This is a genomic window from Robinsoniella sp. RHS (assembly GCF_001029355.1).
Classification (GTDB): Bacteria; Bacillota; Clostridia; order Lachnospirales; family Lachnospiraceae; genus Robinsoniella; species Robinsoniella peoriensis.
This window is the reverse complement of sequence record NZ_JNGB01000020.1, coordinates 180,939-206,621: the sequence shown is the minus strand read 5'-3', so window position 1 is coordinate 206,621 and position 25,683 is coordinate 180,939. Positions and strand designations below refer to the sequence as shown.

Genomic DNA, 25,683 nt, shown 5'->3' with positions numbered 1-25,683 from the left:
AAGTCTTTGGCTTCTTCGTAGGCTGCATGTCCAAGTCCATTATAGGTAATCAAACGATTGTCAGGTTACTCAGCTAAACCCCAATTTAAGATGAAATTGTTCGTTTTAGAGCGTGTTTGGTTCCACATTCTTCAGAATTTCCTGATACCGCAATGTTGCCAATGCACTGGGTTCTCCCTGTCTGCAGAACGTAAGCCCGGACAGTTTCCGGTTGATACGCTGCACTACAATCTGTCCGTCCGACATTCTGGATTCCAGTGCATGAAATGCATCCAGGAAGCGGCTGTCTTTTCTCGCACGTTCATAAAATGATAGGACATAGACATAAAAAAAGAGGTTATAGCTGCGAAACGGATACTCCACCTGCATAAATAACTTGCCGATTCCGTAGTGGCATGGACCAATTGGCTTACGGATTGTCCAATGCGAAAGCAGGAAATCAACAGCCTGATCAAGCGCCGGTTCTTTGCCGAAATCATTGCTGTACCGGAAAGCATCCAGGGCATTCAGAGTTGGATGGGGATTTGAGTATTCCGTTTCCGGTCCCCTGCCGAAGCTGAATTTATTACAGCGCCATCCGCCATCGTGGTACTGTGTATCCAGCAGATGCTGTAATGTCTTTTTAACTCTTTCATCAGAAGAATATCCCATGCGGCAGAGTATACTGGCAGCATGGGTGGTATGACACGGATAGATCGCGCTCTTTGGGGTTAACTTCAGACGTCCGTCTTCCCTCCAGACACTGAATATCAGTTCTGCACATGCCTTTAAAACAGGATCATCCGGATTCAAACCTAAATCCAATAGATAAAGTACACTTTCCAAAGTTGAAAATGGAGAACCTTTAATCAGATTCTTATCAGGTGTAGCCCAATAATCTGCACCATTATCCTGTTTGTGGGATAATATTGCCTCAATATCAGAAAAATATTGTTTTTCTATAATCTTTTTTTCTACAGTCATTTCCAGCACCTTCCGTTTCTCATCTGTTTTTATTCCTAAATCAGAGTATAAAGCATAAATAAGACAACAGTCTGTCATATTTCATATAAATTCTTCGCCTGATTTAGAAATTGCTTCATTTCCTTCCTCAGGCTGTCCGGTTCAAGTATTTCAGCCTTATTTCCCAAACTGGCGATGGTACTGATCACCCATTGGGGATTCTCGGTTGAGAATGTAATAAATAAATTGTTATCTATTGTATTTATATTTTCAAAACCAAAAAGATCAATTGCCAGAAATTCAAAGGATTGATCCATTCTTATGGAGACCTGAACACCGCTGTTATTTGCAAATTGACTGTTCAAAGAAGGAATTTTATAATTTTTCCGTTCTACAAAAGTGGTTTCCCGGATTTTTAAATCAGTGATACGGTTGACCTTAAATATACGAAAATCTTCCCTGAAGGTACAATAAGCAAAAAGATACCAGTTTTCTTCTTTGAAAATTAATTTATAGGGTTCCACTGTTCTACGGGAATAACCGCTTCCGCTATAATAGCACATTTCTAAAAGCTGGTGACCGGCAATCGCAGATCTGATTTTTTTGATACTGTGAGTCAACGTGCTTTTTTGATTCCAGGAAGTAAAATCAATAATCACATCATTTTCCAACAATAAATGATCCTCATTGCTGAAACGCAGTTTTGCCAGAAGGGTTTTGATTTTTACCTGATCGTCGATACTTGCCAGCCCCTGAATGGCGGCAATAAGGAAGTCCATGTCATCTCTATTAAGAGCTGATTTACTATAGCAAAAATCCGGCATCAGCGAAATTCCGCCTCCGATTCCCTGCTGAGCGGTAACCGGAAATCCGGCACTGGATAAATCCAGAAAATCCCGGTGAATGGTTCGGACAGATACTTCAAAATAGGATGCAAGCTCCTTTGCAGTGATTTTTTTCTGCTCTAATAAAATGCATAATATGCCAAACATACGATTACTTTTCATTTGTTTCACCTCATAGATATCATCATATGAAACAAGACATGGAATGTCAAGTTTTTGCTGATAAATTCAAGCCGGTCAGGATCTAAAATCCTTTAGATCATTTCTAAAAGTTCTTATCATTTTCTCAATTATTTGTAACCATTTCCCTCTTTAACGCGTCTAAATAGTGTAAAATTAAAACAAATCTTACAAAACATGATTTTTCCGGAAAAACATGAGGAAGGCGGTAAGAAAAATTGGATGAAATAAAACTGGCGAAGAAAGCAATGCATGGCAATGTGAATGCTTACGGGCAATTAATCGAGATGCATAAGCTTTATTTGTACCGGACTGCGTATCTTTATGCAAAAAATGAAGATGCTGCTCTGGACATCGTCTCGGATTGCGTGGTCAAGGCGTTTTCGTCTATTAAAACTATGAAAGAACCAAAATATTTTAAAACATGGCTGACCAGAATTTTAATCAATGCATCAAAAGATTATTTCCGCAGCCACAAAGATCAGGTACCATATGATGACCTTCCCCTTTCAGCCCCGGAAGGGGAAGTATCACTGGAAGAAAAATGGGATCTGTATGCAGCTATCGATATACTACCAGAAAAATATAGAAATGTTATATTACTGAAATATTTTGATGACTTAAAAGTAAATGAGATTGCAGATATATTAGATATTCCGGAAGGCTCAGTGAAAGCATATCTGAGTAGAGGCAGGGAAGAATTACGCAAATACTTAAAGGAGGATTATATTTATGTTCAATAATTGGAATGAGGTACCTACGTCGGATCGTTTGGATGAAACAATTATGGGAGGCATGAAACAGGTGAAAAAAATCCGTAAAAAGCAGGTAATAAAAAAGGTGACCTTGGGCGCCGGAAGTACAGTAGCCTTAATTACAGCATTTTTTATTTGGGGATTTTATAATCCTGTTTTAGCAGCTGAGATACCGGTGATTGGGGGGATTTTTAAAGATATAGAAAATGAAGTAGAGTTTTCAGGAAATTTTTCTGAAAAGGCACAAAATCTGGAGGGTGCTGCTATGGAATCAAATGATGCAGGGCTGTTAGTGAAAGCAGAAGAGGCTTATTGTGATGGAAGTTCCATTTATGTAACACTTTCCATTTCGGGAGAGCAGCCGTTTCAGAATATGTATGATGAGTACACTGACGAAGATGGAATAACGCATCTGCCAACTTTAATGCTCGAAGGTAATGCCCGGATTAGTGAAGGAGGAGAATTGCAGGATAATGCAATAAGCAAAATAGAAGGGCGTTTAATTGATGAACATACATTTCAGGGAATGATGAAAATAGATCTGGATGAGGACTACACCCAATCAGATAAATCTTTCAATCTTAAGCTGAATCTGGATTCGATAACCTATGAAGACAGTAAATTGGCAGAGGAATCGATAAAAAATGAAAAGGAATATGAGATACCGGTAGGAGAAAATGAAAAGCCTAAGTTTAAGGAAGGATATGAGCCAATAATTCCATTGGTTACAACACAGGGGAATTGGCAGATGGATTTAAATGTCAAGGTTGATACAGATTCTGTAAAAGTATATGATATAAATAAGGAAAGCAATGGATTTGGTATAGAAAAAGTGATCGTAACACCGTATGAGGTCAAGGTGAAAACCATACTGCCTGGCTTATATGCCAATCAGGAAGAGATCTTTGCAGTTAAGAAAAAATATTATAAAGAGGGTAAAGCAGCGGCACTTAAGGAGGGGAATACTTGGAAGGATCTGACTGATGAAGAGATAGATGAGAATTACTGGATTGCGACAACCGGTGATTATGCAGCGGCAGTTTTCGATCAAAATGGCCAAAAACTGGATTTTAGCTATGAGGAAGGTTCCCAAAACGGATCTTATCAGGTATATCCGCTGCAGGGAAGGAAAATAACGAAACTGTCTGTCTATGTGGGAGAAAATGCAATCTCTACTTTTAAGGAAAAAGACCAGAAAGCAATGGCTTCCAGAGCATTGTACGGCATAGACATAGATTTAACCAAATAAAATAAGTGCAAATTTATATGATACTGCAGGCTTCACATTAAAAATGTGTAGGCCTGCAGTATTTTTTTGAAATAATTAAAACCTTTTTGTGCAGAGATCAGTTATATTAAATATAAGGGTCAATTTTAACAAGAAAGACAGGTTGTGGAGGAAAAGTTATGGAGGAAAAAGTTTTAGAAGGAAAGAAAAGTTATGGAGAAAAAGTTTAGTTTTAGAAGGAAAGAGAAGCTATGGAGAAAAAGACATAGGAGGAGGAAGATACTTGGATGACAGGCAGTTGGTTCATGAAGTACAACATGGCAATAAACAATATCTAAATGATATAGCAGAAAAATATTATGATGACATCTACCGGTTTTGTTGTTATCAGACCGGAGACCGGGACCAGTCCTATGATCTTGCCCAGGAAACATTTCTTCGTTTTATTCGTTACATAGATAACTACCGTTACCGCAATTTAAAAGGATATCTTCTGACAATAGCAATGAATGTCTGCCGTGATTTTTATCATGGAGAGAAAAAACGGCAGGTGGATATTTCCCTCAATGATGAAGAAGCGGGATATGAAGCAGAACAGATATCGGGAGATGATCTGACGTTTCAAATGATAAAGAAAGAAAATTCGGGCTATATATGGAAGGCGCTGACAGCTCTTCCGCAGATGCAGAAAGAGGTCATTATTCTTCATTGCTATTATGAAATGAAATACAGAGAAATTAGTAAAATGACCGGTGCGAAGACGGCAACGGTGAAATCCAGAATGAAGCAGGGAATGGAGAAGATAAAACATCTATTGAAGAAGGAGGATTTCTATGAATAAAAAGGATATCCCGGACCCACGGATTTTCATTGACCAGGATAGAAGAGCAGCGGCATTAAATCATATCCGTCAGGATGTTGAATTGAAGAAAGTCAGGTACAGCCCCTCCAAACTTCAGATACTGAAAATCCAGTTACAATATATTTCCAAAGAATATTGGAGCGGGCAGGCACTTTTAGCAGCTGCAGCAATCCTGCTATTTACACAGTATGGGGTGGTTCCGGATAAAATGCAGGAGTATCTGATCGGGGCATCCATGCTGGCAGCCTTGATGGGACTGGTGTCTGTATTTGAAATCAGCCGCAGCCTGTCCTGGAATATGGCAGAACTGGAGCAGAGCTGTTTTCTGAATCTGGGACAGATATGGAGTATAAAAATGCTGATTTCAGGAGCAATAGACCTTTGTATTTTGACGGCAATGATTTTTAGCGTGGCAGATAAAATGAAGTACAGTATTTTTGCAGTGTGCTTGTATATCTTAGTTCCGTTTGTGGTGTCAAATGTCTGTTACCTGTTTTTTGTGTCTGCAGGCAGAAATTCAGGAAGAAAATGGATACAGATAATCCTGGCTGTTTTCTTATGTATCGGATCGGCAATACCGGCTGTCATTCCCAGGGTTTACCGCACAGTTTATCTGCCGGTATGGACAGCAGTATTCTTAATTGGAACCATATTATTGGCAATTGAAATTTATGCATTATTACGTAAACTGAAGACGGGAGGAAAAGAATTATGCTGGAATTAAAATTGGAGGGGGTAAGTAAGCAGTACAACGAAAAGGCGGCAGTTGACCATATAGACCTTATTTTTAACAATGGAATATATGGGCTTCTGGGTGCCAATGGGGCAGGTAAAACAACGCTGCTACGTATGATATGTAATATACTGCGGCCTACTAAAGGAGAGGTTCTGTGTAATGGGAGCCCGATCCAGAAACTGGGTGGAGATTACCGGAGAATGCTGGGATATCTTCCACAGGAATTTGGTTACTATCCGGATTTTACGGCATGGAGCTATATGATGTATCTGGCTTCATTAAAAGCATTGCCAAAGGAAATGGCAAAAGAAAAATGCAGGGAGCTATTAGAACTGGTAGGTCTGTCTGGGGAGGCAAAACAGAAAATAAAGACCTTTTCCGGAGGGATGATACGAAGGCTTGGAATAGCCCAGGCTCTGCTGAATGATCCGGAAATCCTGATCTTAGATGAACCTACGGCAGGACTAGATCCCAAGGAAAGAATCCGTTTCCGCAATATTATCAGCGCACTTGGCAGCAACCGCATCGTAATTTTATCCACACATATTGTCTCGGATATTGCGTATATAGCAGACAGAATATTGATCATGAAAAAGGGGCGGATTATAAAACAGGGAGTGCCCGATGATCTTACAGAATTTGCCAGAGGCAGCGTATGGGAATGTCTCGTTCCTGAAAATAAGGCTGAAGAATATAACTGTAAATATGCCATCAGCAACCTGAAAAATATGAATGGACAGGTAATGCTTCGTATTATTGCAAAAGAAAAGCCTATGGAAAATGCTGTCCCGGAAGAACCAAATCTGGAAGATGTATATTTGTATTTTACAGAGGAAGCGGGTGGACAGCATGACAATTTTTAAAATGGAATTGTTCAAAATTTATTCAAAAAAAATAATATATTTCGGCTTGATCGGTAGTCTCCTGTTTCTGGCATTTTACTTCTGGATGTCGGTTCTTGGCAGTGAATATATGTATATCGATGGAAAATGCTATACCAGAACAGCCGCAATCAGGGAAAATATCAAGACAGCTCAGGAGTATGCGGGACCGTTGACAACAGAAAAAGTGCAGGATATCATAAAACGGTTTGGATATACCATTGAAGCTGACCAAATGGATGTAGACGTTAAAACCGGAAATACAGAACAAGGATATTATGAAAACAGCATCAATCAATATATCACGGAAAATTTAACAACGAAAAGGTTTGACCGAGAAGAAAAAATCAGGCTGGTTACTGAGCAGGATTCACCGAATATAGCTAAGCTAATGGATGGATCGCACACTTTTGGTTACACAGATGGATGGGGAAACGATTTTCGGGAGATGCAGATGATGGTTATGGTGATCACTTCCGTTCTGATTATCATTGCGGCAGCGCCTGTATTTTCCGATGAATATGCTCTGCATACGGCGGATATCCTTCTGATTACCGTACATGGAAGACGAAAAAGTGCAGTTTCTAAAATATTGGCGGCACTATGCTTTTCTTCAATTTTATATTTGGCGGTCACTGCCCTGGTATTTAGTGCTTTTGCAGCCGCATATGGAATCAGTGGGTTTTCCGTAAGTGCAGATCTGGTTTTTCCAGATTTGGCTTTTTCAAAAACAAATTATGGAACAGTAGGAGATGTATTGTTACAATATGTGGTAACAGGACTCATTGCATCCTGGGTAACCACCTGTATAACGCTATATTTTTCCGCCAGGCATAAACAGAGTTTTGCTGCGCTGATCTGGGGACTGCTGATGTATCTTCTGCCTTTAATTATTTACTCAATCATTTTGTCGCCGTTACGACCTACCAGGTTTATTATGTTATGCAGTATGATAGTCAAATGGTTTCCAATCTATCTGCCTGCTAATATATTGACAGGGGGAATGCCAATAGAACGTTTTTTAAGTTATGGGTGTTCATTCCTTTTGATTCTGGGAGGCAGTATCTTCGGCGTAAGGAAATATATGAGGTACCAGGCGGGATAGACTATACAAGGTAAAAACCTTAACCGTTGTTCCTGGGGCGGGACATAATCCCATATATGAACGGCCCGATGTACGCGACCAAGCGCTTTGAACCGTGAGAGAAACACTGTAAGCTATTCATGTTAGTAACAGCATTTTTGCATCAGTGTTGCAAAGTAAAACACTATATTTTCTCTATCCTATGCTTGAAATACGCGTTTACAATAAGAGTTGGGGGACTCCCCCAGCTCTTTTTTAAACATATGACTAAAAGCTGCCGTATCACTGTATCCCAGTTTTTCAGCCAAAGCAGTTATCTGTACGTTTCCTGCAGACAGCTGCTTTTTGGCATAGTCAATTTTAAGATAACGGATGTATTCCAGGAACGATTTCCCTGTTTTCTTTTTTAGCAGTTTTGTAACATACTGCCGGGTAAATCCGAATTTACTGCATAGCAGATCCAGATTGAAATTTCGGTCTAAAAAGTGAAGATACATATAAGCTGCAATATCATCTCCAATGTTTTGTTCCGATGTAAATCTGCGTGATTTTTGAATCATACTGTGAAGCAATTGTTGAAAAGAACTCTGGTTTTCCAACAGGGTATTATGATGGTATCGTGTTACGAATTGCTCGGCCAGTTCCATTGTGCTTTCTGAACAGGAAGATTGCAATGGCATCTGCAGTTTAAAATAGGGCGGAAACATGCCTGAACCGGTGTCCAGGATTTCCATAGAAGGCGCAGTGGGAACACCCCGATCACTGATATTCCATTCCTCCAGGGGCATGCAGTGTATGAAATAAAAAGATGCCGGATCCGGCTGGGGGTGCACCCCATAATGCAGCAGATTCGGAGTCTGTATAAACCAGTCCCCTTTCTTTAAAATGTAAAGCTGGTTATCCTCCATAATGTGTATACAGCCATAACGGACAAACATGATGTTAAATGCGGGAAAAATTCTTTTAACATGAACTTCGTTTGGCACAAAGTCTTTACGCCCACAAAAAATAAAAGAAGGCATGCTGTGGGAGAGATTGGATAGATAGGCTGTTTTATATGTAGATACAGGCATAAAAATCCCCTTTCATATTATTTATTGTAAATGGAAGCTTTGAAAAGATGGATACTATACTGAATGATAAATACTGCTTTAGTTTCCAAAATAACAAATGACGGTTCCAGGAAAACATATACTTTCCTAAATATATTCTATATAATTATGCTTGTCAACAGGCAAAAGCATGAAGAACCAGGAGGAAAATCAGCATGATACCAATTTTAGAAAAAAATATAAAGGATACTCCATTTGTTTCCAATGAAGAGATGGAACGAGTATATAGAGAACTGCAGACACCTTATAAATGGGGAGCAGTCATCAAAAAGGAACAGCAGTTGACAGACTGCCCCACAATCTTCCAAAAAGACGGAATCTGGTATATGATGTACACAGCAATAAATCCCAGTGCAGAAAATATGGGATATGATACCTATCTTGCTAAAAGCTTTGATTTACTGCATTGGGAGGAAAGCGGAAGGATTCTCACCAGAAGCAAGGCAGGCTGGGACGGATGTCAGGTAGATGCAGGTCTGGCATTGATGGACACCGCATGGGAAGGAGATCATGCACTGCATTCTTATCAGGGAAAATATTGGGCAACCTATATTGGAGGAGCGCTTCCTGGTTATGAGACACCGCCACTGCATATTGGTCTGGCATGCACCGATGATCCAACCCAGGCAAAAGAATGGAAAGTAAAAGCCGAGCCGATACTGCGCATGGACGATGAGGACAGCAGGTGGTTTGAAGCATTTACCCTGTACAAATCATATGTATTTCGCGATGATGAGGAAACTTTAGGCTATCCGTTTGTGATGTTTTATAATTGCAAAGGAGCTGCTGATATGCCGGAGCGAATCGGGATTGCCGTATCGGAAGACATGGAGAGGTGGGAACGTTATGGAGAAAATCCCGTCATAGATAACGGAGACACCAAAGGAAACTTCATTTCCGGTGATCCTCAGATTATAAAAATGGGGGATCTGTGGGTAATGAATTATTTTATTGCAATGTCTAAAGACGGTATATGTACTGCTTTTGACACCTTTGCGGTATCCAGGGATTTGGTGCACTGGAGGAAATGGGAAGGGCAGCCCCTGATTGAGCCTGAAGAAGAGTGGGAGAATACTTTCGCCCATAAACCATTTGTGCTGAAAAATAATGGGATTGTATACCATTATTACTGTGCATGTAATGATAAAGAGGAACGGTTTATTGCAGTTGCGACATCAAAAGAGATATAGCTTGTGCGTGGTAAAAAATTCCGCCCCGCGGAAAGATTTTATTTGTTTCCAGGAAAACAGCAGTAAATATGTGTAAAGATATTTACTGCTGTTTTTATAAATTGTACTTAAACGCTGGATTTCATTTTTGCTTTATTATAGTACATCGCATTGTCAGCCCTTTTGAATACATCCTGGAATGTATAGTCAGTTGCCTCTGAATAGACAGCAATTCCTTTTGCTACAGAAATTTCGATTGTATTATGTGGCTGTTCATTGTAAGCATCAATATCCTTTTGCAGCTGATTCAGTAATTGGATACTATTTTTATAATCATCATTTTCTAACAGCGCCACAAATTCATCCCCCCCAATCCGGTAGATGGGAGTTTGTTTGAAAGTATGACAGATGATTTTACAGGTATCTGCGATTAGTATGTCACCAAAGTCGTGTCCATAGGTATCATTTACATTTTTCAGCCCATTAATATCAAAAACGATCACAGCAAATTCGGGCCGTTTTAATCTGGCAAGCTCATCCATTTTGTTTGCAACTTCTAGGTATGCAGTCTTATTCTTTACACCTGTGAGTGGATCACGATATGCAAGCTCATTGATATAGGATATGTACTTATGAAGATGTTTGACAGTTTCACGAAAGCTCTCAGCCAAAGTTCCTACTTCATCATTGGAATGATGAGTTATGGAAATGCTTAAATCTCCCGCAGCTATTTTTTGTGCTGCTGCAGTCAGTTCCAGCAGTGGTTTCACAAGTCGCCTGGTAAAAATAAAGGTTAGTATGGCGGTAAGCGCCACAATCACAAATGATGCAATCAAAATCTGCAGTATCAGCAGGTTAGCCTGTTTGTCGATATCTGAGATAGGAGCGGCTAGTACAAGCCTCATTCCATTTTGCAGGCTGCGAAATGCAGCTTTTCGCTGATAGCCGTGATAGCTATAAGATATCAGAGAGTTCTCGCTGGAATTTTGAAGAAGCATTTCTGCAGCTTCCCGAAACTCCCCATTATTATAATCCATTAACGATGTACCCCGGGGCAAGTCCTGATGATAAATGAGATTAGCTTTCTCATCTGTTAAATATGCATACCCATTTTGATAAACGTTAGTTTCGTCAACAATTGTCTGAAGTACACTAAAATCAATATCCATTCCAACAACACCTATAAATACATCATCAACGTAAAATGGAATTACAAAGGAAATCATTTCAATATTGATATTATCGTTCAAGTAAGGTGCCATCCAGGTGCCCTTTTTGTTTTTTGCAGGTTCATAGAACCATCCGACCCTGGAGGTATCAGATGAATCATAGAGGGAAAGATTAGTAGGTTCTAGCGGTTGAAAGGTGCTGTCAGTACTGCTTTTGCTGCAAAACAGTCCGGATGTGGGACTGGTATATTCAGGATTATAACGTATATAAACAGTCATGGCACCTTCTGTATTTGTTGCTGCATTGATTGCAATGTCTGTTAGATGTTCTGTGTACTGATCCACATAAGCAGAATCCGTTTTAAATTTTTCAGTGCTTTCTATCTGTCTGGAAGCATAGAGGGTCAGTGTGTTAACTGACTGTTCAATCCTGGATAGAAGAGCGCTGATTTCTTGTGTTTTATTTTCACAAATTAAATTCATGATCTGGGCAGAATCGGCTGATACGGCACGTTTTGAACTTAAAATGCTGAAACTTCCAATGACAAATGAAGATAATAGCATGCATCCCAAAACAAGTGCAATTACTTTAGTCTTTAAAGATTTCATTAGAAATCGCTCCTTTTTTAATGATTTTTGTATTTTCTTTATTTTATAACAGTTACTACACCAGTATTATATCCTGAGACAGAATAGTAAACCCAATAGAGCGATTTATAGAATTTGTATATAGAGTTTAATTATAAATAACTGCTTGACAAGACCCACTATATTTAATAGAATGAGAGTACTTACTTGCATAACAGAAAGGCGAGAAAAATGGATGATACAAGCCAAAAAATAATAGATGCTGCATTGACTTTAGTAAGAGGTAAAGGTTATGTGGCGACAACCACGAAGGACATTGCCAGGTTAGCAGGGGTGAATGAATGTACATTGTTTCGGAAGTTTGCGAATAAAAAGCAAATAATAATGTGTGGAATGGAACAGGAAAAATGGAGGGGAAATATCACTCCGGAGATATTTCAAAATGTTCAGTGGGATTTACAGCCGGATCTGGAGATGTTTATGATGGAATACATGAACCGGATAACATCTGATTTTGTAAAACTTTCGATTGGACTTCGGGCTCCGCAGATCTATGATGAAGTAGCTCCATTAATTATGAAAATACCACAGACATTTATATCTTCGTTAACTGATTATTTAGTAAAAATGGAGCAGAAGGGTAAGGTATCACATTCAGATTTTGAATGTCTGGCAATGACTATTTTTTCAAGCACATTTGGTTATACATTTCTCAGTGCTTCCTTTGAACAAAATCTGATTAAAACAGATCGGGATCTATTTATAAAACAAACGGTTACAACATTTGTTAATGGAATATTACAAAAATAAAGCAACGGTACAATCTCATGAGCGTACCGTTAAAAAATAGCTATATAGCAAGCAAGTACTTGCATACAAAAAGGAGGAATATACAATGAAAATATCAGGAGCAGATTTATTTGTGAAAGCATTAAAAGAAGAAAAGGTAGATACGCTATTTGCTTATCCCGGCGGGCAGGCCATAGATTTATTCAATGCACTTTATGGAACAGAAGGTATCAATGTTATTCTGCCCCGCCATGAACAGGGATTGATCCATGCCGCTGATGGTTACTCACGATCAACGGGTAAGGTGGGAGTTTGTCTGGTTACAAGCGGTCCGGGTGCAACAAACCTGGTAACAGGTATTGCAACGGCCAATTATGACAGCGTACCCCTGGTTTGCTTTACCGGTCAGGTGCCAACTCATTTGATTGGAAATGATGCTTTTCAGGAAGTTGATATTGTCGGTATCACCAGAAGCATCAGTAAATATGCCATTACGGTGCGTAAACGTGAGGATTTGGCAGCGGCCATCAAAAAGGCATTTTATATTGCAAAATCCGGTAAGCCCGGTGTGGTTGTCGTTGACCTGCCAAAAGATATCCAACAGGAAATGGGAAGTGATCTTTATCCCGAACAAATTGAAGTTAGGAGTTACAAACCAAACACTGCAGTACATATTGGCCAGGTTAAAAAGGCATTGGAATGCCTGGGGAGCTCGGATAAACCATTATTCCTTTTAGGCGGCGGAGTCAACATTGCTCATGCCGGCAGGGAAATGACAAAACTGGCAGAAAAAACTGGTATACCGGTTGTAACTACGATTATGGGAAAAGGTGCCGTTCCAACCAATCATCCTCTATATATCGGCAATCTTGGTATCCATGGCAGTTATGCGGCAAATACTGCAATTAGTGAATGTGATGTACTCTTTTCCATCGGAGTTCGTTTTAACGACCGGATCACCGGAAAAGTAAGTGAGTTTGCTAAAAAGGCAGCTATTATCCATGTGGATATTGATCCGGCATCTATTTCCAGGAATATCGTAGTTGATATTCCGATTGTGGCAGATGCTAAAAATGCAATTCTTACACTTTTGGATAAAGCACAACCTTTAGAAATAGAAGCATGGATAAAACAGATTTACACTTGGAAACAGCGGCATCCGCTTAAAACAGAGCAAAAAAGGGCAACGGGTGTGACACCACTGGCCGTTATAAATGAAATCAACGACACCTTTGATGATGCGGTAATTACGACGGATGTAGGACAAAATCAGCTCTGGGCTACTCAGTTTCTGGAATTAACAGAGGATAAGCAAATGTTGACTTCCGGCGGTTTAGGCACGATGGGGTACGGCTTTCCGGAAGCCATTGGAGCAAAATTAGGAAATCCGGATAAGGATGTAATTACAATTTGCGGTGATGGAGGTATTCAAATGAACATACAGGAAATGGCAACTGCCATTGTCTATGAATTGCCGATTATCATCTGCATATTTAATAATGGATACTTGGGAAATGTCCGGCAATGGCAGGAGATGTTTTATGATAAAAGATATTCCAGTACGTGTATGCGCTACCGAAAAAGCTGTTCCATTACATGCAATACGCCAACGAAATGCTGCCCGGAATATATCCCTGATTTTATTCATCTGGCAAAAAGTTATGGTGCCACAGGTATCCGGGTACAGAAAAAAGAAGATATTAAGGATGCATTATTAAAGGCAAAGAAAAATGAAAAGGTACCTACGGTGATTGAATTTATAATAGAAAGGGAAGAAAACGTACTGCCGATTGTTCCTCCGGGAAATCCCCTGAAAGATATGATAATTGGAGGTGGAAATTAACGATGATGAAAAAACGATGGATCAGTCTTTTAGTTGAAAATGAAGTTGGTATTTTGGCACGCATTGCAGGCTTGTTTTCTGGTAAATCCTATAATTTAAATAGTTTAACTGTAGGCTCAACAGAGGATATCTCCATTTCCCGCATGACGGTGGAAGTGTGGCAATTGAGGCTATCAGGAATTGCATCTAATATGATAGTATGTTAAACTTATTATAAATTTTAGTGAAGTTCTGCTTTATCAAATCTAAATTTACGGAAGGAGGCCACATTTATGAGAAAACCCAGTGAATATGCTTCCTGGCAAACTAACAATGCCTGGCTGGATTTTTCAAAAAAGCTGGAAGCTATTTCCCGCAGCAGCTATTGCGGTGATATAAATGAGTATATTGATTTTTGCAAGAAGGATCTTTTGCAGACGAAAAAAGGAGAGGCTGACAGATATTATGAATATTTGCTTTCAAAAGTTAGAGATGGAAAAATGAAAGCGACAACGATGGGAAAGAAGATCCGTGAAATCCATAAATTTTCCGAGTACGTTGCCCGTGATAAAGCAAAATATCAGGCACCGGCTGGATTTGAGGATTTTTTCTATGAATATTTAATCAGACTGGTGTCAGCAGATCAGCTTGTTAGTCCTGTTCCCATGGAACATCTGGATGCACTTTTAAAAGTGGCAGAAAGCAACCCAATGTACTATACCATGCTGGTCCTATTTGGACGTATGGGACTTTCTTCTACAGAAGTCTGTGCCTTAAAACCCAATGATCTTGTGGCTGATCCAAATGGAGTCTTTATAATCTTAAAGGAAAGTGATGAACTACGATATGTTCCGGAAGATGTAGCTGCAGTTCTGGAACATTACTTAAGCATAAGAAAAGACTGTGAATATCTGTTTTACAACCGTTCACAAAGTAAATTAAATGTTCAATACTGCCATTTAATGATGAAGAAGCTCACGAAGGCTGCAGGTGTACCGGGATACAGTGCCAGGGACCTGAGAAATACCTGCGGCAGCATTATGTTCGCCTATGGTGCCAAGCCGGAGCAGGTTGCAGGCCAGCTTGGCATCACTCAGATGCATATAAAGCGTTACGACAACGTGTTATACAATGAAAATCTTAGTAAGGCGGCAAACGATCTTGTAAAAATAAAGATAGAACCGCCCGTTGTTTGAATTTACTCCAGCGTTACATCTTTTGTGTAATCCACATCATCAAACCGAAATCCGAACATATGATAAAAATCATCCCAGTATCCGGTCATATCTGCTAACTGATTTATATTTTCGGAATTTACCTGATCCCAATATTCCATGACCTGGGATTGAATATCTTCGTTCATTTCATAATCGTCCAGACGGATGCGGCCTTCCTTGTCAGCAACCGGACATCCACAATTTAATTTCTCCCGGAAGAGCCGGTTGATCTGTTCAATGCACCCTTCATGCAGGTTCTTGTCCTTCATTACCTTATAAAGTATCGCCATGTATAGCGGAACAATGGGAATGGCGGAACTTGCCTGGGTAACCAGGGCTTTATTTACGGATATATATGCATGAATTCCTTTATGGGAAAAATCTTTATTTATTTGAAGGGAGGTATCGTAAAGGTGCTTCTTTGCGATGCCGATGGTTCCATTGTAATATACCGGATAGGTCAGCTTTGGTCCTATGTAAGAATATGCAACTGTTTCGGCATTTGGTTCCAGTACGTCAGCTTCAGAAAGGGCTTTCATCCAGTCCATCCAGTCTTCGCCGCCCATAACCTTAACCGTTGCTGTTATTTCTTCTTCCGATGCAGGATGAATGGTAGCTTCTGAAATAGAATTATCTTTAAGATTTAATGATTTATTAGTAAAATCCTGCTCCACCGTTTTTAAGGTTGAGGAATAAACAGTACCGTCACCTAAAGTTCTGCGTGGAGCTGCAAGACTGTAAATAACCATATCGATTTTCCCAAGGTCTTTTTTTATGATGTCTATTGTTTCCAGCTTTACTTTTTCAGAAAAGGCATCTCCATTAATTGTTTTTGCATAATAACCATCAGCCTGTGCGATTTCTTCGAATGCTTTCGTATTATACCAGCCTGGTGTAGCGGTTCTGCGGGGCGGGGCAGCAGGCTTTTCAAACATGATGCCTAGGGTAGAAGCATTGCAGGCATATGTGGCGGTGATTCGCGACGCCAGACCATATCCGGTAGAAGATCCGATAATCAGGACTTTCTTTGGACCCTCTGTATTACCTAGTTTTTTTGTATATTCTATTTGTCTCATTACATTTTCACGGCAGCCGTCCGGATGGGCAGTAGTGCAGATAAATTCTCTAACTTTTGGTTCAATTACCAATTCAGTTTCCTCCTTATAATAGATACTTTGAATATCAAAACAAATTCTACCATATTCTAATGGAAAAGCCAATACATAATTTCCAGATTAGAATTTAATTATATAGTGTTATGAAGATGAAATATGATAGTATGAAAAAACATATCATAATTAAGGATGCCGCTTCGCGGATTATGGACAGAGAAGGGGCATCCAGTACGCTTACCAGTGCTGCATTTATTGTTGACAAATCAAAACCACCGTCCTACTATATTTTTATAAATCCAAAGGAATCCGACTGCATGTTGGTACGTAATATCTGCACTTTAGTACAACAGCTATTGCCAATGGCTTAAAATACTTTATACTGGAGGAAACATATGAAGGTAAAATTAGAAGAAGACTTAACACAGGAAGATATAGAGGTACTTATAAAATATGCCAGATTGAATCAGACCGTAAAACGGCTTGCTGCTTTCATAGAGACGGTGGACAAAACGGTAAAATGTACTTTTGATTCCAGTGAATTATGGGTCAATGCAGGTGATATTTATTATATAGAGAGTGTGGATAAGAGAACATTTGTGTATTGCCGTGATGCAGTATACCGTTCGGAATTGCGATTGTATCAATTGAAGGAAGAACTGGAGAATGCCGGATTTGTGCAGGTCAGCAAAGCATGTATCATCAATCTGAATGTGCTGACCGGTATACGTCCTCTGCTGAACAGTAAAATGGAGGCTACATTGACAAATGGAGAAAAGATCAATATTACTAGAAAATATGTGGGCTCCATTCGGGAAAAATTACAGGAGAGGTGACAGCAATTGAAAAATATGATGAAAAATTGTCTTGCAACTACCGGACTTTCCCTGGTCTTACTTGCTTTTGTTGCAACACTCTATCATGCGCGTTTTTTATTTATTGTAAGTGTATACCAGACATTAGTTGCTAATATCTTCATCCATCTGGGGCTTGCATTATTACAGCATTTTGAAAGTAAGTTTTTTATTGTAGAAATCGCGGTGGAAATCGGTTATGTACTGGCTGTTTTGATTTTATCTGGATATTTTTTTGGCTGGTACAGCAGTACACCCCTCTGGGTTCTGATTCTGCTGGGAATAGCAGTATATCTGATCGGATGCTTTATTGGCATATTCCGAATGCAGACAGATGTGGAATATATTAATCAACAATTAGAGCTGCGCAAAGAAATAACAGAGTAATTGAATAATAGAAGATAAAAGATTAATGATTAAGATTAAAAGATTAAAGATTAAAGGTTAAAGAAGGTTAAAAGTAACGAGTGAAAAGTTAAAAGAATTATAAGAACAGAAAATTAAAAAGTTAAAAGTTAAAGACCAAAGCTTAAAAGAATGAAAGATTGAAAATAAAAAGATAGAATGAGGCAGGATATGACATCCATATTAAAAGCAGACAGTATTACGAAAACATTTGATAAGGAAAAAGTAATAAATGGAATCACACTAGACATAGGAGAAAATACCTTTAATGTCCTGCTTGGGCCTAGCGGATCCGGCAAATCTACCCTGCTAAATATACTTTCCGGACTTCTAAAACCTACCACAGGAACGGTATTCCATAAAGGAAAAGAAATTACTGTGATGTCAGAAGAAGAACTTGCCGATTGGAAACGGTTATATACCGGAAATATATTTCAAAATTATCTGTTGCTAAACAATCTGAATGTTCGGGAAAATATCGAAATAGGAATTAATAAACATGTGGAAGCATTGGATTTTCATCAATTGACTGAGATTTTGGAAATAGATGATCTGATGGATAAATTTCCAGCACATTTATCGGGCGGACAGCAGCAGCGAGTTGCGATTGCCAGAGCGGTCATTAAAAGGCCGGATATTCTCTACTGTGATGAAGCAACCGGATCTCTGGATGAATCCAATAGCAAAAAAGTAGTATCTTTACTGCACAGCTTACAGAAAGCGTTTGGTATTACGGTGATATTTGTAACCCATAACCTGCAGATTGCAGAAACTGCTGACCGCATCATAACCATTAAAGATGGACGAATTCATCAGGACCGGCATCAGGCTAATCCGATTCAGGCAGAAGAAATGGTATGGGGAAGCATATGAAATTATTATATAAACAGCTTTTCAGGGAATTATTGAAAAATAAAATATATACGGCATTACTGCTTGTTTTGACGTTTTGTACATCGTTTATGTACTTTTTTGTCCATTTCTCCATAGACGGGAACAGGAAAATTTTAAAAGGGCTGGCTTCACTAAGTAAAGAACAGTTATTGTACCTTAACGGTCTGAATTCCAACACGATTCTTGCAGGAAACGTATTATTAGCATTTACATGTATGACAGGATTCGTATTCAGCATGTTTTATTACCGCTTTTTTAAGCTGGAAAATAGACAGATTGGATGCCTGAAGGCACTTGGGTTTAAAGATAGGGAGATTCGGAGTATTTTTCTTATTTTTACAGCCGCGATTACAGCAGTTGGAAGTCTTACCGGTATCGGTGGCGGGTATTTTGCTTCTGATATTCTGATAAGTGCCGGTGAACAGACGTATATGCTGGCAGGGCTAATAAAGGCACTGGATGGAAAGAGTATATTTGTGGGGGTGATGTTTCCGTTAACAGTATTTCTACTCATTACCTTTTGTAATTATTTTTATATAAGAAGAAAAGAAAGCGGATTGCTGCTTTCAGGTGTAATTCAAAAATCGAAATATACTATTGGCTTGCGGTTTGCCAATATGATTGCAGAAATATTTCCCCCTAAAAACAGAAGTGCTCTTCGCCTGGCACTTCGTAAGCCGGTGGCTGTTCTATTAATCATTATTTCCGTTACGAGCTTTTCTGTCATGTTTATCCTTGGATATTCCTTAAATCTAAGCAGTCAGAAAATCTTTGAGTCCCTGACGAGGGGGCACAATTATTTATACGATACTCATTTTCGTGAACCAATACCTTATCCCGACACAGAAGCAAAAAGGGAGCAGGAAATTCAGCCATATTTAACTGCCGATAGTGTGATAGAGAATAAAAGTGTAAAGGTAAAGCAGACTGTGATTGGTGTGGAGGTGGGAAACGGACTGTTTGAATTGATAGATATGGAGCAAGAACCTCTTTCCATTCCCGGAGAAAAAGAGGTGGTGATTGGTGCTGCCTTAAATGATATTTATGGGTTTCAGGTGGGAGACAGGGTTATGTTATCTCTTGATAATAGTAAATATGAGGTAGTTATATCAGGCATTGCTTTTAATGCGGCGACAGATTCAGTATATATTTCCAAACAGGAACTGGCAAAGCATTTGTCGCAGCCTTCGGATTACTGCAATGGTATATGGAGCATGAAAGATCTGAATCTGGGTGGCGATGTGATAACAAAAGCGCAAAGGATAGATAAACTGGAACGAGATTCTGTTTCCAATAAGAGCAGTGCGGTTATTAATCAGGTGATGGGCTGTGCAGTTGGCTGTATTCTTCTTTTTCTTGCCCTTTATATTAATTTTCAAGACAGTACCCGGGATATTCTGATTCTTCACCTCATGGGGTATAAGGTAAAAGAAATCCGGAAAATGCTGATTAATATCTATGGACCCATCATGCGGATTTCCTTTATACTCACGTTGATTCCGGGGATTATGTTAGTGCGTTCAATCCTTCGGACTCTCTCTTTGCAGATTGGGGATTATATACCGTTTCAAACGAATGGATTTATTTTAGTGGGTATATTTGTGCTTCTGAATCTTGTTTATATACTGGTACAGGGCAGTTTTCATGCCGGGGTAAAAAGGATCATAAGAAATGAGGATTTTGCTACTTATACGACTTAAATTGTGATGGTAAGATTTTGGCACCGCCTGACTGATAGGTCTTTGATGACTGCTTTTATACTACTTTTTCGTGGTGTAAAAGCAGTCTTCTTTTATGTATTCTCAGATTTAATTTAATAAATTACACCGAAACACTTTTCTATCCTGCCCCTTTACATTATAATGTATTAGTACTAGCCTGTTTGAAAATTGATGAAAAGATAAGGAATGAAATAAATGAACGTACTGATAATAGATGATGACCGTTTCGTTGTGTCTGCATTGGAGAAGAAGGTCATGTGGCGCGAACTGGGAGTAGAACGGGTCTACACGGCATATAATATCCGCCAGGCGAGAAAAGTGATTGAGGAAAATACAATACAGCTGATGCTGTGTGATATAGAAATGCCCCAGGGAAGCGGATTGGAACTGCTTGCCTGGGTTCGGGATGAAAAGCTTCCTATAGAAACGATTATATTAACCAGTTTCGCTGAATTTGACTATGCCCAGGATGCTGTTAAGCTGGACTGTCTGGATTATCTGTTAAAACCAGTGAACTACGGGAAACTGACTGAAATTATCCAAAAGGCAATAAAGAAGATCCGGGAACAGGAAAAGGCGAAAAAAAGTATTATTCAACTATTCTGGCAGGAACTGCTGCAAAGAGAAACAACAGATGAAAAAGAACTGCTCATGCGTAAGGCAGAACAAAAACAACTGGATTACCGGGAAGAAGAAACTTTCATACTCATCTTTGCAGGAATTTATCCCGGATATGATCAGACGGCAGAGTATACGGAAGCAGTACTGGATTTCTCATTTAAGAATATATGGAGTGAGGTTTTTTTACAGAACCGGACAAAGGCAGAGATTCTTATGGATTTGCAGATGTTTTATTACCTGGCGGTTATTCGTTTGGACGAAAAAGTCAGCGGATCAAAAGCGGTGAAACAGATTTTGAAATCAGTAATGGAGAATCTTGGGCGGTGTATGGGTTACGATTCCGGTTTTTGTATGAGTAAGCCGGTTTCCCTTTGGGAATGTGCGGACACTTTTGAGGAGCTGACCAATGTCTGTTCTAGAGATTTGTTCTGCAGAAACAATATCTGTGAATATCCGCCTGCTTTGCAAAAGGAATCGGCATATGCGCCTGCCTGTATCAGCCAGATAGAAATATTTCTCAAACACAATAATCAGGAGCAGGTTCTGACGTCCATTCGACAATATATTCAGGAGCAGTGCCAGAAGAAAACTTTTACTTATACTGTGGCTTGGAAATTTAAGCGGGATGTGGAACAGTTGGTTTTGTCTTATCTGCAGGAAAAAGAAATCGAAGGACACCGCCTGTTTATGGATGAGAAGAGCGGATATTATGAAAAAAGGGCATTGAGTTCCATTGAGGATTATCAGAGCTGTTTTGAACACATGATCACAAGGGCAGTGGAATATGCTGGATTTGCAGAAAAATCAAAGTCGGTCATCGATATTGTGACCGGATATATCGAGAAAAATTATGAGCAGGAAATTAATAAGAAGACGCTTGCTGATATTGTATATCTGAATCCGGATTATCTGGGAAAACTGTTCAAGAAGAAAACAGGAATTTCTGTAAATAACTATGTTATGAAGGTTCGCGTGGAAAAGGGAAAAGATCTTCTGGCTAATACAGATATTCCTATTAATGTGATCGCTTTAGATACAGGATTTAGCAATTATTCTTATTATTCAAAGGTTTTTAAGGAACTGGTAGGCTGTACACCCAATGAATATCGGAAAAAAATGGAGTAAATGATTTGTGATATTTTAATACTACTGTGCACAACTTCAACTTAAATTTGGGTTTCGCTGAGTAAGGGGACGCTTTGTTTAGGCTGGGTCATGCAGGTCAAGATGGGAGTGGGATACTTGTATGGACTCTGTTAGCTGGCAGCAGAAGGCATACGGATGCTCCGCCGTCTTTCAGATTGGAAAAGCTGATACTGTATTGGTTTTCATAGAGCATATCCAGCCGGTGGATGGTATTGGTAATTCCGATTCGGTGGCCGTCTGTGGTTGACAGACTGCGTTCTTTATTTAATATTTCCAGGGTCTCCGGATCGAAACCTTTGCCAGTATCGGTAATGAGGATTTCCAGTCGATTTTTATCCGGTAATTCAAATAGCTTTGCTGATAAGGAAATGTGCACTTCTTCATCCAGTGTTACAGTATGTTTGATTGAATTTTCGATAAATGTCTGTATAATGAGGGGAGGTATCTGTATTCCTTTTGTTTCCGACTGCTGCTCCAGGTGATAATAGAACCCGGATCCATAACGGATTTTCTGAATTTCCAGATAGTCCCTGGTATGGGTAAATTCATGATCCAGAAGGACAAAATCCTCTTTGCACTGAAAGATGTAACGAAAATAGTCTGAAGTGGATACAATCATCTGGTTCATTTCATCGTAACACTCAGTCTGTCCCATACTGTAGATGCTGTTGAGGCAGTTTAAGAAAAAGTGAGGGCGGATTTGCAGCTGCATATAGTTCATTTGAATCTGCATGTGTTCCAGTTCTTTTTCATAGATATCAATTTTCAGCTTCTTTATTTGCCGTATCAGATTCTTAAACTGGGTATTTGCCAGTTCTAATTCAATAATATCATTACTTTTAAAATCCAGAACAGGTCCATCTTCCTGATAAACTGCCAGATTTTCAGAAAAATAGCGAATAGGTTTTAAAACCTGCTGGCGCATATATAAGGTCATTAACAATAGTAACCCAACCAAAATCATTACGAAAACAAATATTGCAATCTGAACGAGGAAAATAGAACCGTAGGCACCAAATTGGTCTACAATGATTTTAATGCTGACCCGGTCTTTTTTTAGGGTAAACCCAAGAATCAGGTATTTGCTGAACAGTGACAGTTGTTTGGTCGTATCGTTTAGAGTGGTCAGGGAAATATTCTGTTCTTTTACCAGGGATTGATTCGTTGCCGGATTCCCCTGTTCGTCTGTTAAAGTAATAAAACCTTTTGGGCCCAGATTCATGGATGCGAAAGGTCTTATAAAATCTTTTGCATCCACCCAGCATCCCATTACGTAGTCATTATATTGATAATATTTCATAAGGAACACTGTAGAGCCTGCCTGGTAATTGCTCCAAAGGTCTGAAACTGCCGCAGAGGCAGGTGTATTTACCACCGATAAAATTTCATCCTGAATCTGTTCGCTCTGGTCTTTATAATAAAAGGTTCCGGTGGTATTACAGGGGAAAAAATAATCTGCATTGCGGTCATATACAAAATAATTATATTGGGTTCCATAATAGTTACGGAGTTGTTTGACATCTGCCTGAATAGATTTGACATCCTGAATGTAGGAGACGGTATTTCGGTTTTCAAAATCAACATGTTCGGACAGTTTATTTGATACATAATCGATTAAGAATAAATTGATGGCCGCCTGAGACGTATTCATTTCCTCTGTATAATAAGAAGCGGATGTCTCGATAAAGGACATGGTCTGTTTGTGCAGGACGGAGATAATGATACTGCTGACAATAAAGTAAAGGATAAAGACAGGGATAAAGCAAAGCAGTACAATTCGGAAATAATAACTGATTGAATGCTGGTGTCTGGCACTTTTTGTTCTTTTCATAGGTTGATCTCCAGTAGTTTTTGTATTACCCGTTCCGGGTCTGTGATTAGATTATATAAGGAAGCATGGGTTCTGTATAGCAAAAAATAGAGATGTTTTGAATTTGTGTCTAGTTTTTGTTAGAAAAATGTCCTGATTATGATATATTTCACATAGGAAAATATATATAATTGCCTCATCAAGTCAATTACCCCACAGCAAGCGACGGGGATATCAAATGAATAAAAACGAGAGGTGGAAGGAAATGAAAAAAAGATTATTATCAATATTGTTGGCGGGGGTTTTGTTGCTCACAGGAGCTTCCGGATGTGGGAAAAAAGAAGACAAAGGAAGCGCGGGAGACAGTGAAATTTATAAGGTGACACTGGCATATATCGGAGATAAGCAGCCGGATACAGACAGAATTCAAAATGCTGTGAACGAAATTATGCGTAAAGACATCAATATGGAAATTGAACTTGCGCCCATCAGCTGGGGTTCTTATGCTGAGACATTAAAACTGGTACTTTCCGGAGGGGAAAAGATGGATATTGTACCGGTGCTTATAGATCAGGCAAGTTCTGTGGTAAATGCAAAACAGGTAATTGATATGAATGAATTAATAGACCAGTATGGTACAAATATGAAAAAGATTCTTGGAGAAGAAGTAGTAAAAGCATCTAATATTAATGGCTATGTATATGGTGTTACTACAGCAAGAGAATGGTTTACCCAAAGTGCGGTGGTAATGCGTAAGGACATTATAGATGAGCTTAGTATTGATTCTTCAGCAATTAAGTCATACGAAGATCTGGATGCTGTTTATGCAAAAGTAAAAGAAGCAAATCCGGATATGTATATGATTGCAAGCTGTAATGGAACCACACCGGATGTGAAATATGAAGTAATGGATCCACTGACAGATGGCTATGGTGTGTTAATGGACAGCGGGCAGAGTACGGAAGTAGTAAACTATTATGAAACGGATACTTATAAAAATCTGATATTAAAACTTCATGACTGGCAGCAAAAAGGATATATTTCACCGGACGGGGCAACCACCACCGACGGGAATGAGGCACAGGTCAAGGCTGGTTCTGCTTTCTCTTATTTCAGTCCGACCAAACCGGGATATGACCAGAGGGCAAAAGCACTTTGTAATTATGATATGGAAATTGTTCCTATTGGAGAGCTGTTCAGCGGTTCCGTATCCTGGCTTACCTATGGAATCAGCAATGCAACGAAAGATCCGGCAAAAACCATGCAGTGCCTGGATTACATTTATGGAAATACAGATATTCTGAACTTACTGAACTGGGGAGAAGAGGGCAAAGACTATGTAGTTGCCGATGAGGAAAAGGGGATCATTACCTATCCGGAAGGGGTAACCAGTGAAAATGCAGCCTATCACTTAAATGAAGGATGGCAGTTATTTAATCAGTTCGATATGTATATCTGGGAGGGGGATGACCCGGATGTCTGGAAAGAAACGAAAGAAATGAATGATAAGGCACTGAAATCAAAAGCTTTTGGATTTACCTATGATCCTTCCGGAGTGAGTAATGAAATATCAGCACTCAGCAACGTAAAATCCCAGTATATCTCTGCTCTGGGTTCCGGTACAGTAGATCCGGAAAAAACATTGCCAGAATTTATCCAGGCACTGAAAGACGCAGGAATAGATAAAGTAATCGCGGAAAAACAGGAACAGTTTGACAAATGGTTAAGTGATCAGAAATAA

The 25,683-nt window shown here is 39.3% G+C and carries 23 protein-coding genes and 1 pseudogene; 18 read left to right on the top strand and 6 right to left on the bottom strand.

Annotated elements, in window-relative coordinates; translation table 11 throughout:
* Window positions 1-105: 105 nt before the first annotated feature.
* Window positions 106-963, bottom strand: coding sequence for a prenyltransferase (locus tag RHS_RS11645; protein ID WP_047833324.1), 858 nt, complete (start codon window positions 961-963; stop codon window positions 106-108).
* A gap of 74 nt (window positions 964-1,037) precedes the next feature.
* Window positions 1,038-1,949: a WYL domain-containing protein gene (locus tag RHS_RS11640; RefSeq protein ID WP_047833265.1), complete on the bottom strand. Its 912-nt coding sequence runs from the start codon at window positions 1,947-1,949 to the stop codon at window positions 1,038-1,040.
* A gap of 236 nt (window positions 1,950-2,185) precedes the next feature.
* Here RHS_RS11640 and RHS_RS11635 point away from each other — a divergent pair, with 236 nt between their 5' ends.
* The 6 genes from RHS_RS11635 (at window position 2,186) to RHS_RS11610 (ending at window position 7,534) form a co-directional block, all read left to right on the top strand.
* The gene (locus RHS_RS11635) at window positions 2,186-2,710 is read left to right on the top strand and encodes a sigma-70 family RNA polymerase sigma factor (protein ID WP_027292974.1); all 525 of its coding nucleotides are present in this window, start codon (window positions 2,186-2,188) and stop codon (window positions 2,708-2,710) included.
* Window positions 2,700-3,971 (top strand): DUF4179 domain-containing protein, encoded by a 1,272-nt coding sequence (locus tag RHS_RS11630; RefSeq protein WP_047833264.1) that lies wholly within the window; start codon window positions 2,700-2,702, stop codon window positions 3,969-3,971. Before RHS_RS11635 ends, RHS_RS11630 begins: the two co-directional genes overlap by 11 nt.
* 262 nt (window positions 3,972-4,233) lie before the next feature.
* Window positions 4,234-4,791 carry a sigma-70 family RNA polymerase sigma factor gene (locus RHS_RS11625; RefSeq protein WP_047833323.1) on the top strand — a complete coding sequence of 186 codons (558 nt, stop codon included), beginning with the start codon at window positions 4,234-4,236 and terminating at the stop codon, window positions 4,789-4,791.
* Window positions 4,784-5,536 (top strand): bacteriorhodopsin, encoded by a 753-nt coding sequence (locus RHS_RS11620; RefSeq protein WP_027292971.1) that lies wholly within the window; start codon window positions 4,784-4,786, stop codon window positions 5,534-5,536. Before RHS_RS11625 ends, RHS_RS11620 begins: the two co-directional genes overlap by 8 nt.
* A complete protein-coding gene (locus RHS_RS11615) occupies window positions 5,524-6,411 on the top strand; it encodes an ABC transporter ATP-binding protein (RefSeq protein ID WP_395022130.1) in 888 nt (295 codons plus the stop codon). The genes RHS_RS11620 and RHS_RS11615 overlap by 13 nt, the downstream gene beginning before the upstream one ends.
* Window positions 6,398-7,534, top strand: a complete 1,137-nt coding sequence (locus RHS_RS11610; protein WP_047833263.1) for an ABC transporter permease subunit — start codon at window positions 6,398-6,400, stop codon at window positions 7,532-7,534. The genes RHS_RS11615 and RHS_RS11610 overlap by 14 nt, the downstream gene beginning before the upstream one ends.
* 179 nt (window positions 7,535-7,713) lie before the next feature.
* On the opposite strand, the gene RHS_RS11605 is transcribed toward RHS_RS11610, so the two are convergent.
* The gene (locus RHS_RS11605) at window positions 7,714-8,586 is read right to left on the bottom strand and encodes an AraC family transcriptional regulator (protein ID WP_047833262.1); all 873 of its coding nucleotides are present in this window, start codon (window positions 8,584-8,586) and stop codon (window positions 7,714-7,716) included.
* 194 nt (window positions 8,587-8,780) lie between these two features.
* Between RHS_RS11605 and RHS_RS11600 the strand changes: the two genes are divergently transcribed.
* Window positions 8,781-9,815, top strand: a complete 1,035-nt coding sequence (locus RHS_RS11600; protein WP_044288955.1) for a hypothetical protein — start codon at window positions 8,781-8,783, stop codon at window positions 9,813-9,815.
* Between the two features lie 107 nt (window positions 9,816-9,922).
* Here RHS_RS11600 and RHS_RS11595 read toward each other — a convergent pair whose 3' ends face one another.
* Entirely contained in the window at window positions 9,923-11,572 is a 1,650-nt protein-coding gene (locus tag RHS_RS11595; protein WP_047833261.1) for a diguanylate cyclase, read from the bottom strand.
* Between the two features lie 210 nt (window positions 11,573-11,782).
* On the opposite strand from RHS_RS11595, the gene RHS_RS11590 reads away from it, so the two are divergent.
* The 4 genes and pseudogenes from RHS_RS11590 to RHS_RS11575 all read left to right on the top strand — a co-directional run bounded on the left by RHS_RS11590 (window position 11,783) and on the right by RHS_RS11575 (window position 15,358).
* A complete protein-coding gene (locus RHS_RS11590) occupies window positions 11,783-12,361 on the top strand; it encodes a TetR/AcrR family transcriptional regulator (protein ID WP_047833260.1) in 579 nt (192 codons plus the stop codon).
* An 85-nt stretch (window positions 12,362-12,446) separates the two neighbouring features.
* A complete protein-coding gene (ilvB, locus tag RHS_RS11585) occupies window positions 12,447-14,183 on the top strand; it encodes a biosynthetic-type acetolactate synthase large subunit (protein WP_047833259.1) in 1,737 nt (578 codons plus the stop codon).
* A 2-nt stretch (window positions 14,184-14,185) separates the two neighbouring features.
* Window positions 14,186-14,335: pseudogene (locus RHS_RS11580) on the top strand (ACT domain-containing protein); the annotation flags it as partial.
* 120 nt (window positions 14,336-14,455) lie between these two features.
* Complete coding sequence (locus tag RHS_RS11575) at window positions 14,456-15,358, top strand: site-specific integrase (RefSeq protein WP_047833257.1); 903 nt, start codon at window positions 14,456-14,458, stop codon at window positions 15,356-15,358.
* Window positions 15,359-15,360: 2 nt separating this feature from the next.
* On the opposite strand, the gene fabV is transcribed toward RHS_RS11575, so the two are convergent.
* Window positions 15,361-16,527 carry an enoyl-ACP reductase FabV gene (gene fabV / locus RHS_RS11570; protein WP_044296346.1) on the bottom strand — a complete coding sequence of 389 codons (1,167 nt, stop codon included), beginning with the start codon at window positions 16,525-16,527 and terminating at the stop codon, window positions 15,361-15,363.
* A 131-nt stretch (window positions 16,528-16,658) separates the two neighbouring features.
* Here fabV and RHS_RS11565 point away from each other — a divergent pair, with 131 nt between their 5' ends.
* The 6 genes from RHS_RS11565 (at window position 16,659) to RHS_RS11540 (ending at window position 22,111) form a co-directional block, all read left to right on the top strand.
* Window positions 16,659-16,862: a hypothetical protein gene (locus RHS_RS11565; protein WP_047833256.1), complete on the top strand. Its 204-nt coding sequence runs from the start codon at window positions 16,659-16,661 to the stop codon at window positions 16,860-16,862.
* A gap of 24 nt (window positions 16,863-16,886) precedes the next feature.
* On the top strand, window positions 16,887-17,327 hold the full coding sequence (locus RHS_RS11560; protein ID WP_027292960.1) for a LytTR family DNA-binding domain-containing protein: 441 nt from the start codon (window positions 16,887-16,889) through the stop codon (window positions 17,325-17,327).
* A 6-nt stretch (window positions 17,328-17,333) separates the two neighbouring features.
* Window positions 17,334-17,732 (top strand): hypothetical protein, encoded by a 399-nt coding sequence (locus tag RHS_RS11555; RefSeq protein ID WP_027292959.1) that lies wholly within the window; start codon window positions 17,334-17,336, stop codon window positions 17,730-17,732.
* 189 nt (window positions 17,733-17,921) lie between these two features.
* The gene (locus RHS_RS11550) at window positions 17,922-18,623 is read left to right on the top strand and encodes an ABC transporter ATP-binding protein (RefSeq protein ID WP_027292958.1); all 702 of its coding nucleotides are present in this window, start codon (window positions 17,922-17,924) and stop codon (window positions 18,621-18,623) included.
* Window positions 18,620-20,344, top strand: a complete 1,725-nt coding sequence (locus tag RHS_RS11545) for an ABC transporter permease (RefSeq protein ID WP_161597331.1) — start codon at window positions 18,620-18,622, stop codon at window positions 20,342-20,344. Before RHS_RS11550 ends, RHS_RS11545 begins: the two co-directional genes overlap by 4 nt.
* A gap of 216 nt (window positions 20,345-20,560) precedes the next feature.
* Entirely contained in the window at window positions 20,561-22,111 is a 1,551-nt protein-coding gene (locus tag RHS_RS11540; protein WP_047833255.1) for a response regulator, read from the top strand.
* A gap of 97 nt (window positions 22,112-22,208) precedes the next feature.
* On the opposite strand, the gene RHS_RS30860 is transcribed toward RHS_RS11540, so the two are convergent.
* Complete coding sequence (locus RHS_RS30860) at window positions 22,209-23,963, bottom strand: sensor histidine kinase (protein ID WP_395022124.1); 1,755 nt, start codon at window positions 23,961-23,963, stop codon at window positions 22,209-22,211.
* Window positions 23,964-24,207: 244 nt separating this feature from the next.
* On the opposite strand from RHS_RS30860, the gene RHS_RS11530 reads away from it, so the two are divergent.
* On the top strand, window positions 24,208-25,683 hold the full coding sequence (locus RHS_RS11530) for a DUF3502 domain-containing protein (RefSeq protein ID WP_047833254.1): 1,476 nt from the start codon (window positions 24,208-24,210) through the stop codon (window positions 25,681-25,683).

Excerpts from the sequence above, each read along its gene's own strand:
- RHS_RS11560 (WP_027292960.1), top strand. The coding sequence starts at position 16,887 with ATGAAGGTAAAATTAGAAGAAGACTTAACACAGGAAGATATAGAGGTA.
- RHS_RS11575 (WP_047833257.1), top strand. The coding sequence starts at position 14,456 with ATGAGAAAACCCAGTGAATATGCTTCCTGGCAAACTAACAATGCCTGG.
- RHS_RS11600 (WP_044288955.1), top strand. The coding sequence starts at position 8,781 with ATGATACCAATTTTAGAAAAAAATATAAAGGATACTCCATTTGTTTCC.
- RHS_RS11645 (WP_047833324.1), bottom strand. The coding sequence starts at position 963 with ATGACTGTAGAAAAAAAGATTATAGAAAAACAATATTTTTCTGATATT.
- RHS_RS11595 (WP_047833261.1), bottom strand. The coding sequence starts at position 11,572 with ATGAAATCTTTAAAGACTAAAGTAATTGCACTTGTTTTGGGATGCATG.
- RHS_RS11630 (WP_047833264.1), top strand. The coding sequence starts at position 2,700 with ATGTTCAATAATTGGAATGAGGTACCTACGTCGGATCGTTTGGATGAA.
- RHS_RS11530 (WP_047833254.1), top strand. The coding sequence starts at position 24,208 with ATGAAAAAAAGATTATTATCAATATTGTTGGCGGGGGTTTTGTTGCTC.
- RHS_RS11620 (WP_027292971.1), top strand. The coding sequence starts at position 4,784 with ATGAATAAAAAGGATATCCCGGACCCACGGATTTTCATTGACCAGGAT.
- ilvB (WP_047833259.1), top strand. The coding sequence starts at position 12,447 with ATGAAAATATCAGGAGCAGATTTATTTGTGAAAGCATTAAAAGAAGAA.
- RHS_RS11565 (WP_047833256.1), top strand. The coding sequence starts at position 16,659 with ATGAAAAAACATATCATAATTAAGGATGCCGCTTCGCGGATTATGGAC.
- RHS_RS11590 (WP_047833260.1), top strand. The coding sequence starts at position 11,783 with ATGGATGATACAAGCCAAAAAATAATAGATGCTGCATTGACTTTAGTA.
- RHS_RS11615 (WP_395022130.1), top strand. The coding sequence starts at position 5,524 with ATGCTGGAATTAAAATTGGAGGGGGTAAGTAAGCAGTACAACGAAAAG.
- RHS_RS11540 (WP_047833255.1), top strand. The coding sequence starts at position 20,561 with ATGAACGTACTGATAATAGATGATGACCGTTTCGTTGTGTCTGCATTG.
- RHS_RS11640 (WP_047833265.1), bottom strand. The coding sequence starts at position 1,949 with ATGAAAAGTAATCGTATGTTTGGCATATTATGCATTTTATTAGAGCAG.
- RHS_RS11550 (WP_027292958.1), top strand. The coding sequence starts at position 17,922 with ATGACATCCATATTAAAAGCAGACAGTATTACGAAAACATTTGATAAG.
- RHS_RS11610 (WP_047833263.1), top strand. The coding sequence starts at position 6,398 with ATGACAATTTTTAAAATGGAATTGTTCAAAATTTATTCAAAAAAAATA.
- RHS_RS11545 (WP_161597331.1), top strand. The coding sequence starts at position 18,620 with ATGAAATTATTATATAAACAGCTTTTCAGGGAATTATTGAAAAATAAA.
- RHS_RS30860 (WP_395022124.1), bottom strand. The coding sequence starts at position 23,963 with ATGAAAAGAACAAAAAGTGCCAGACACCAGCATTCAATCAGTTATTAT.
- RHS_RS11605 (WP_047833262.1), bottom strand. The coding sequence starts at position 8,586 with ATGCCTGTATCTACATATAAAACAGCCTATCTATCCAATCTCTCCCAC.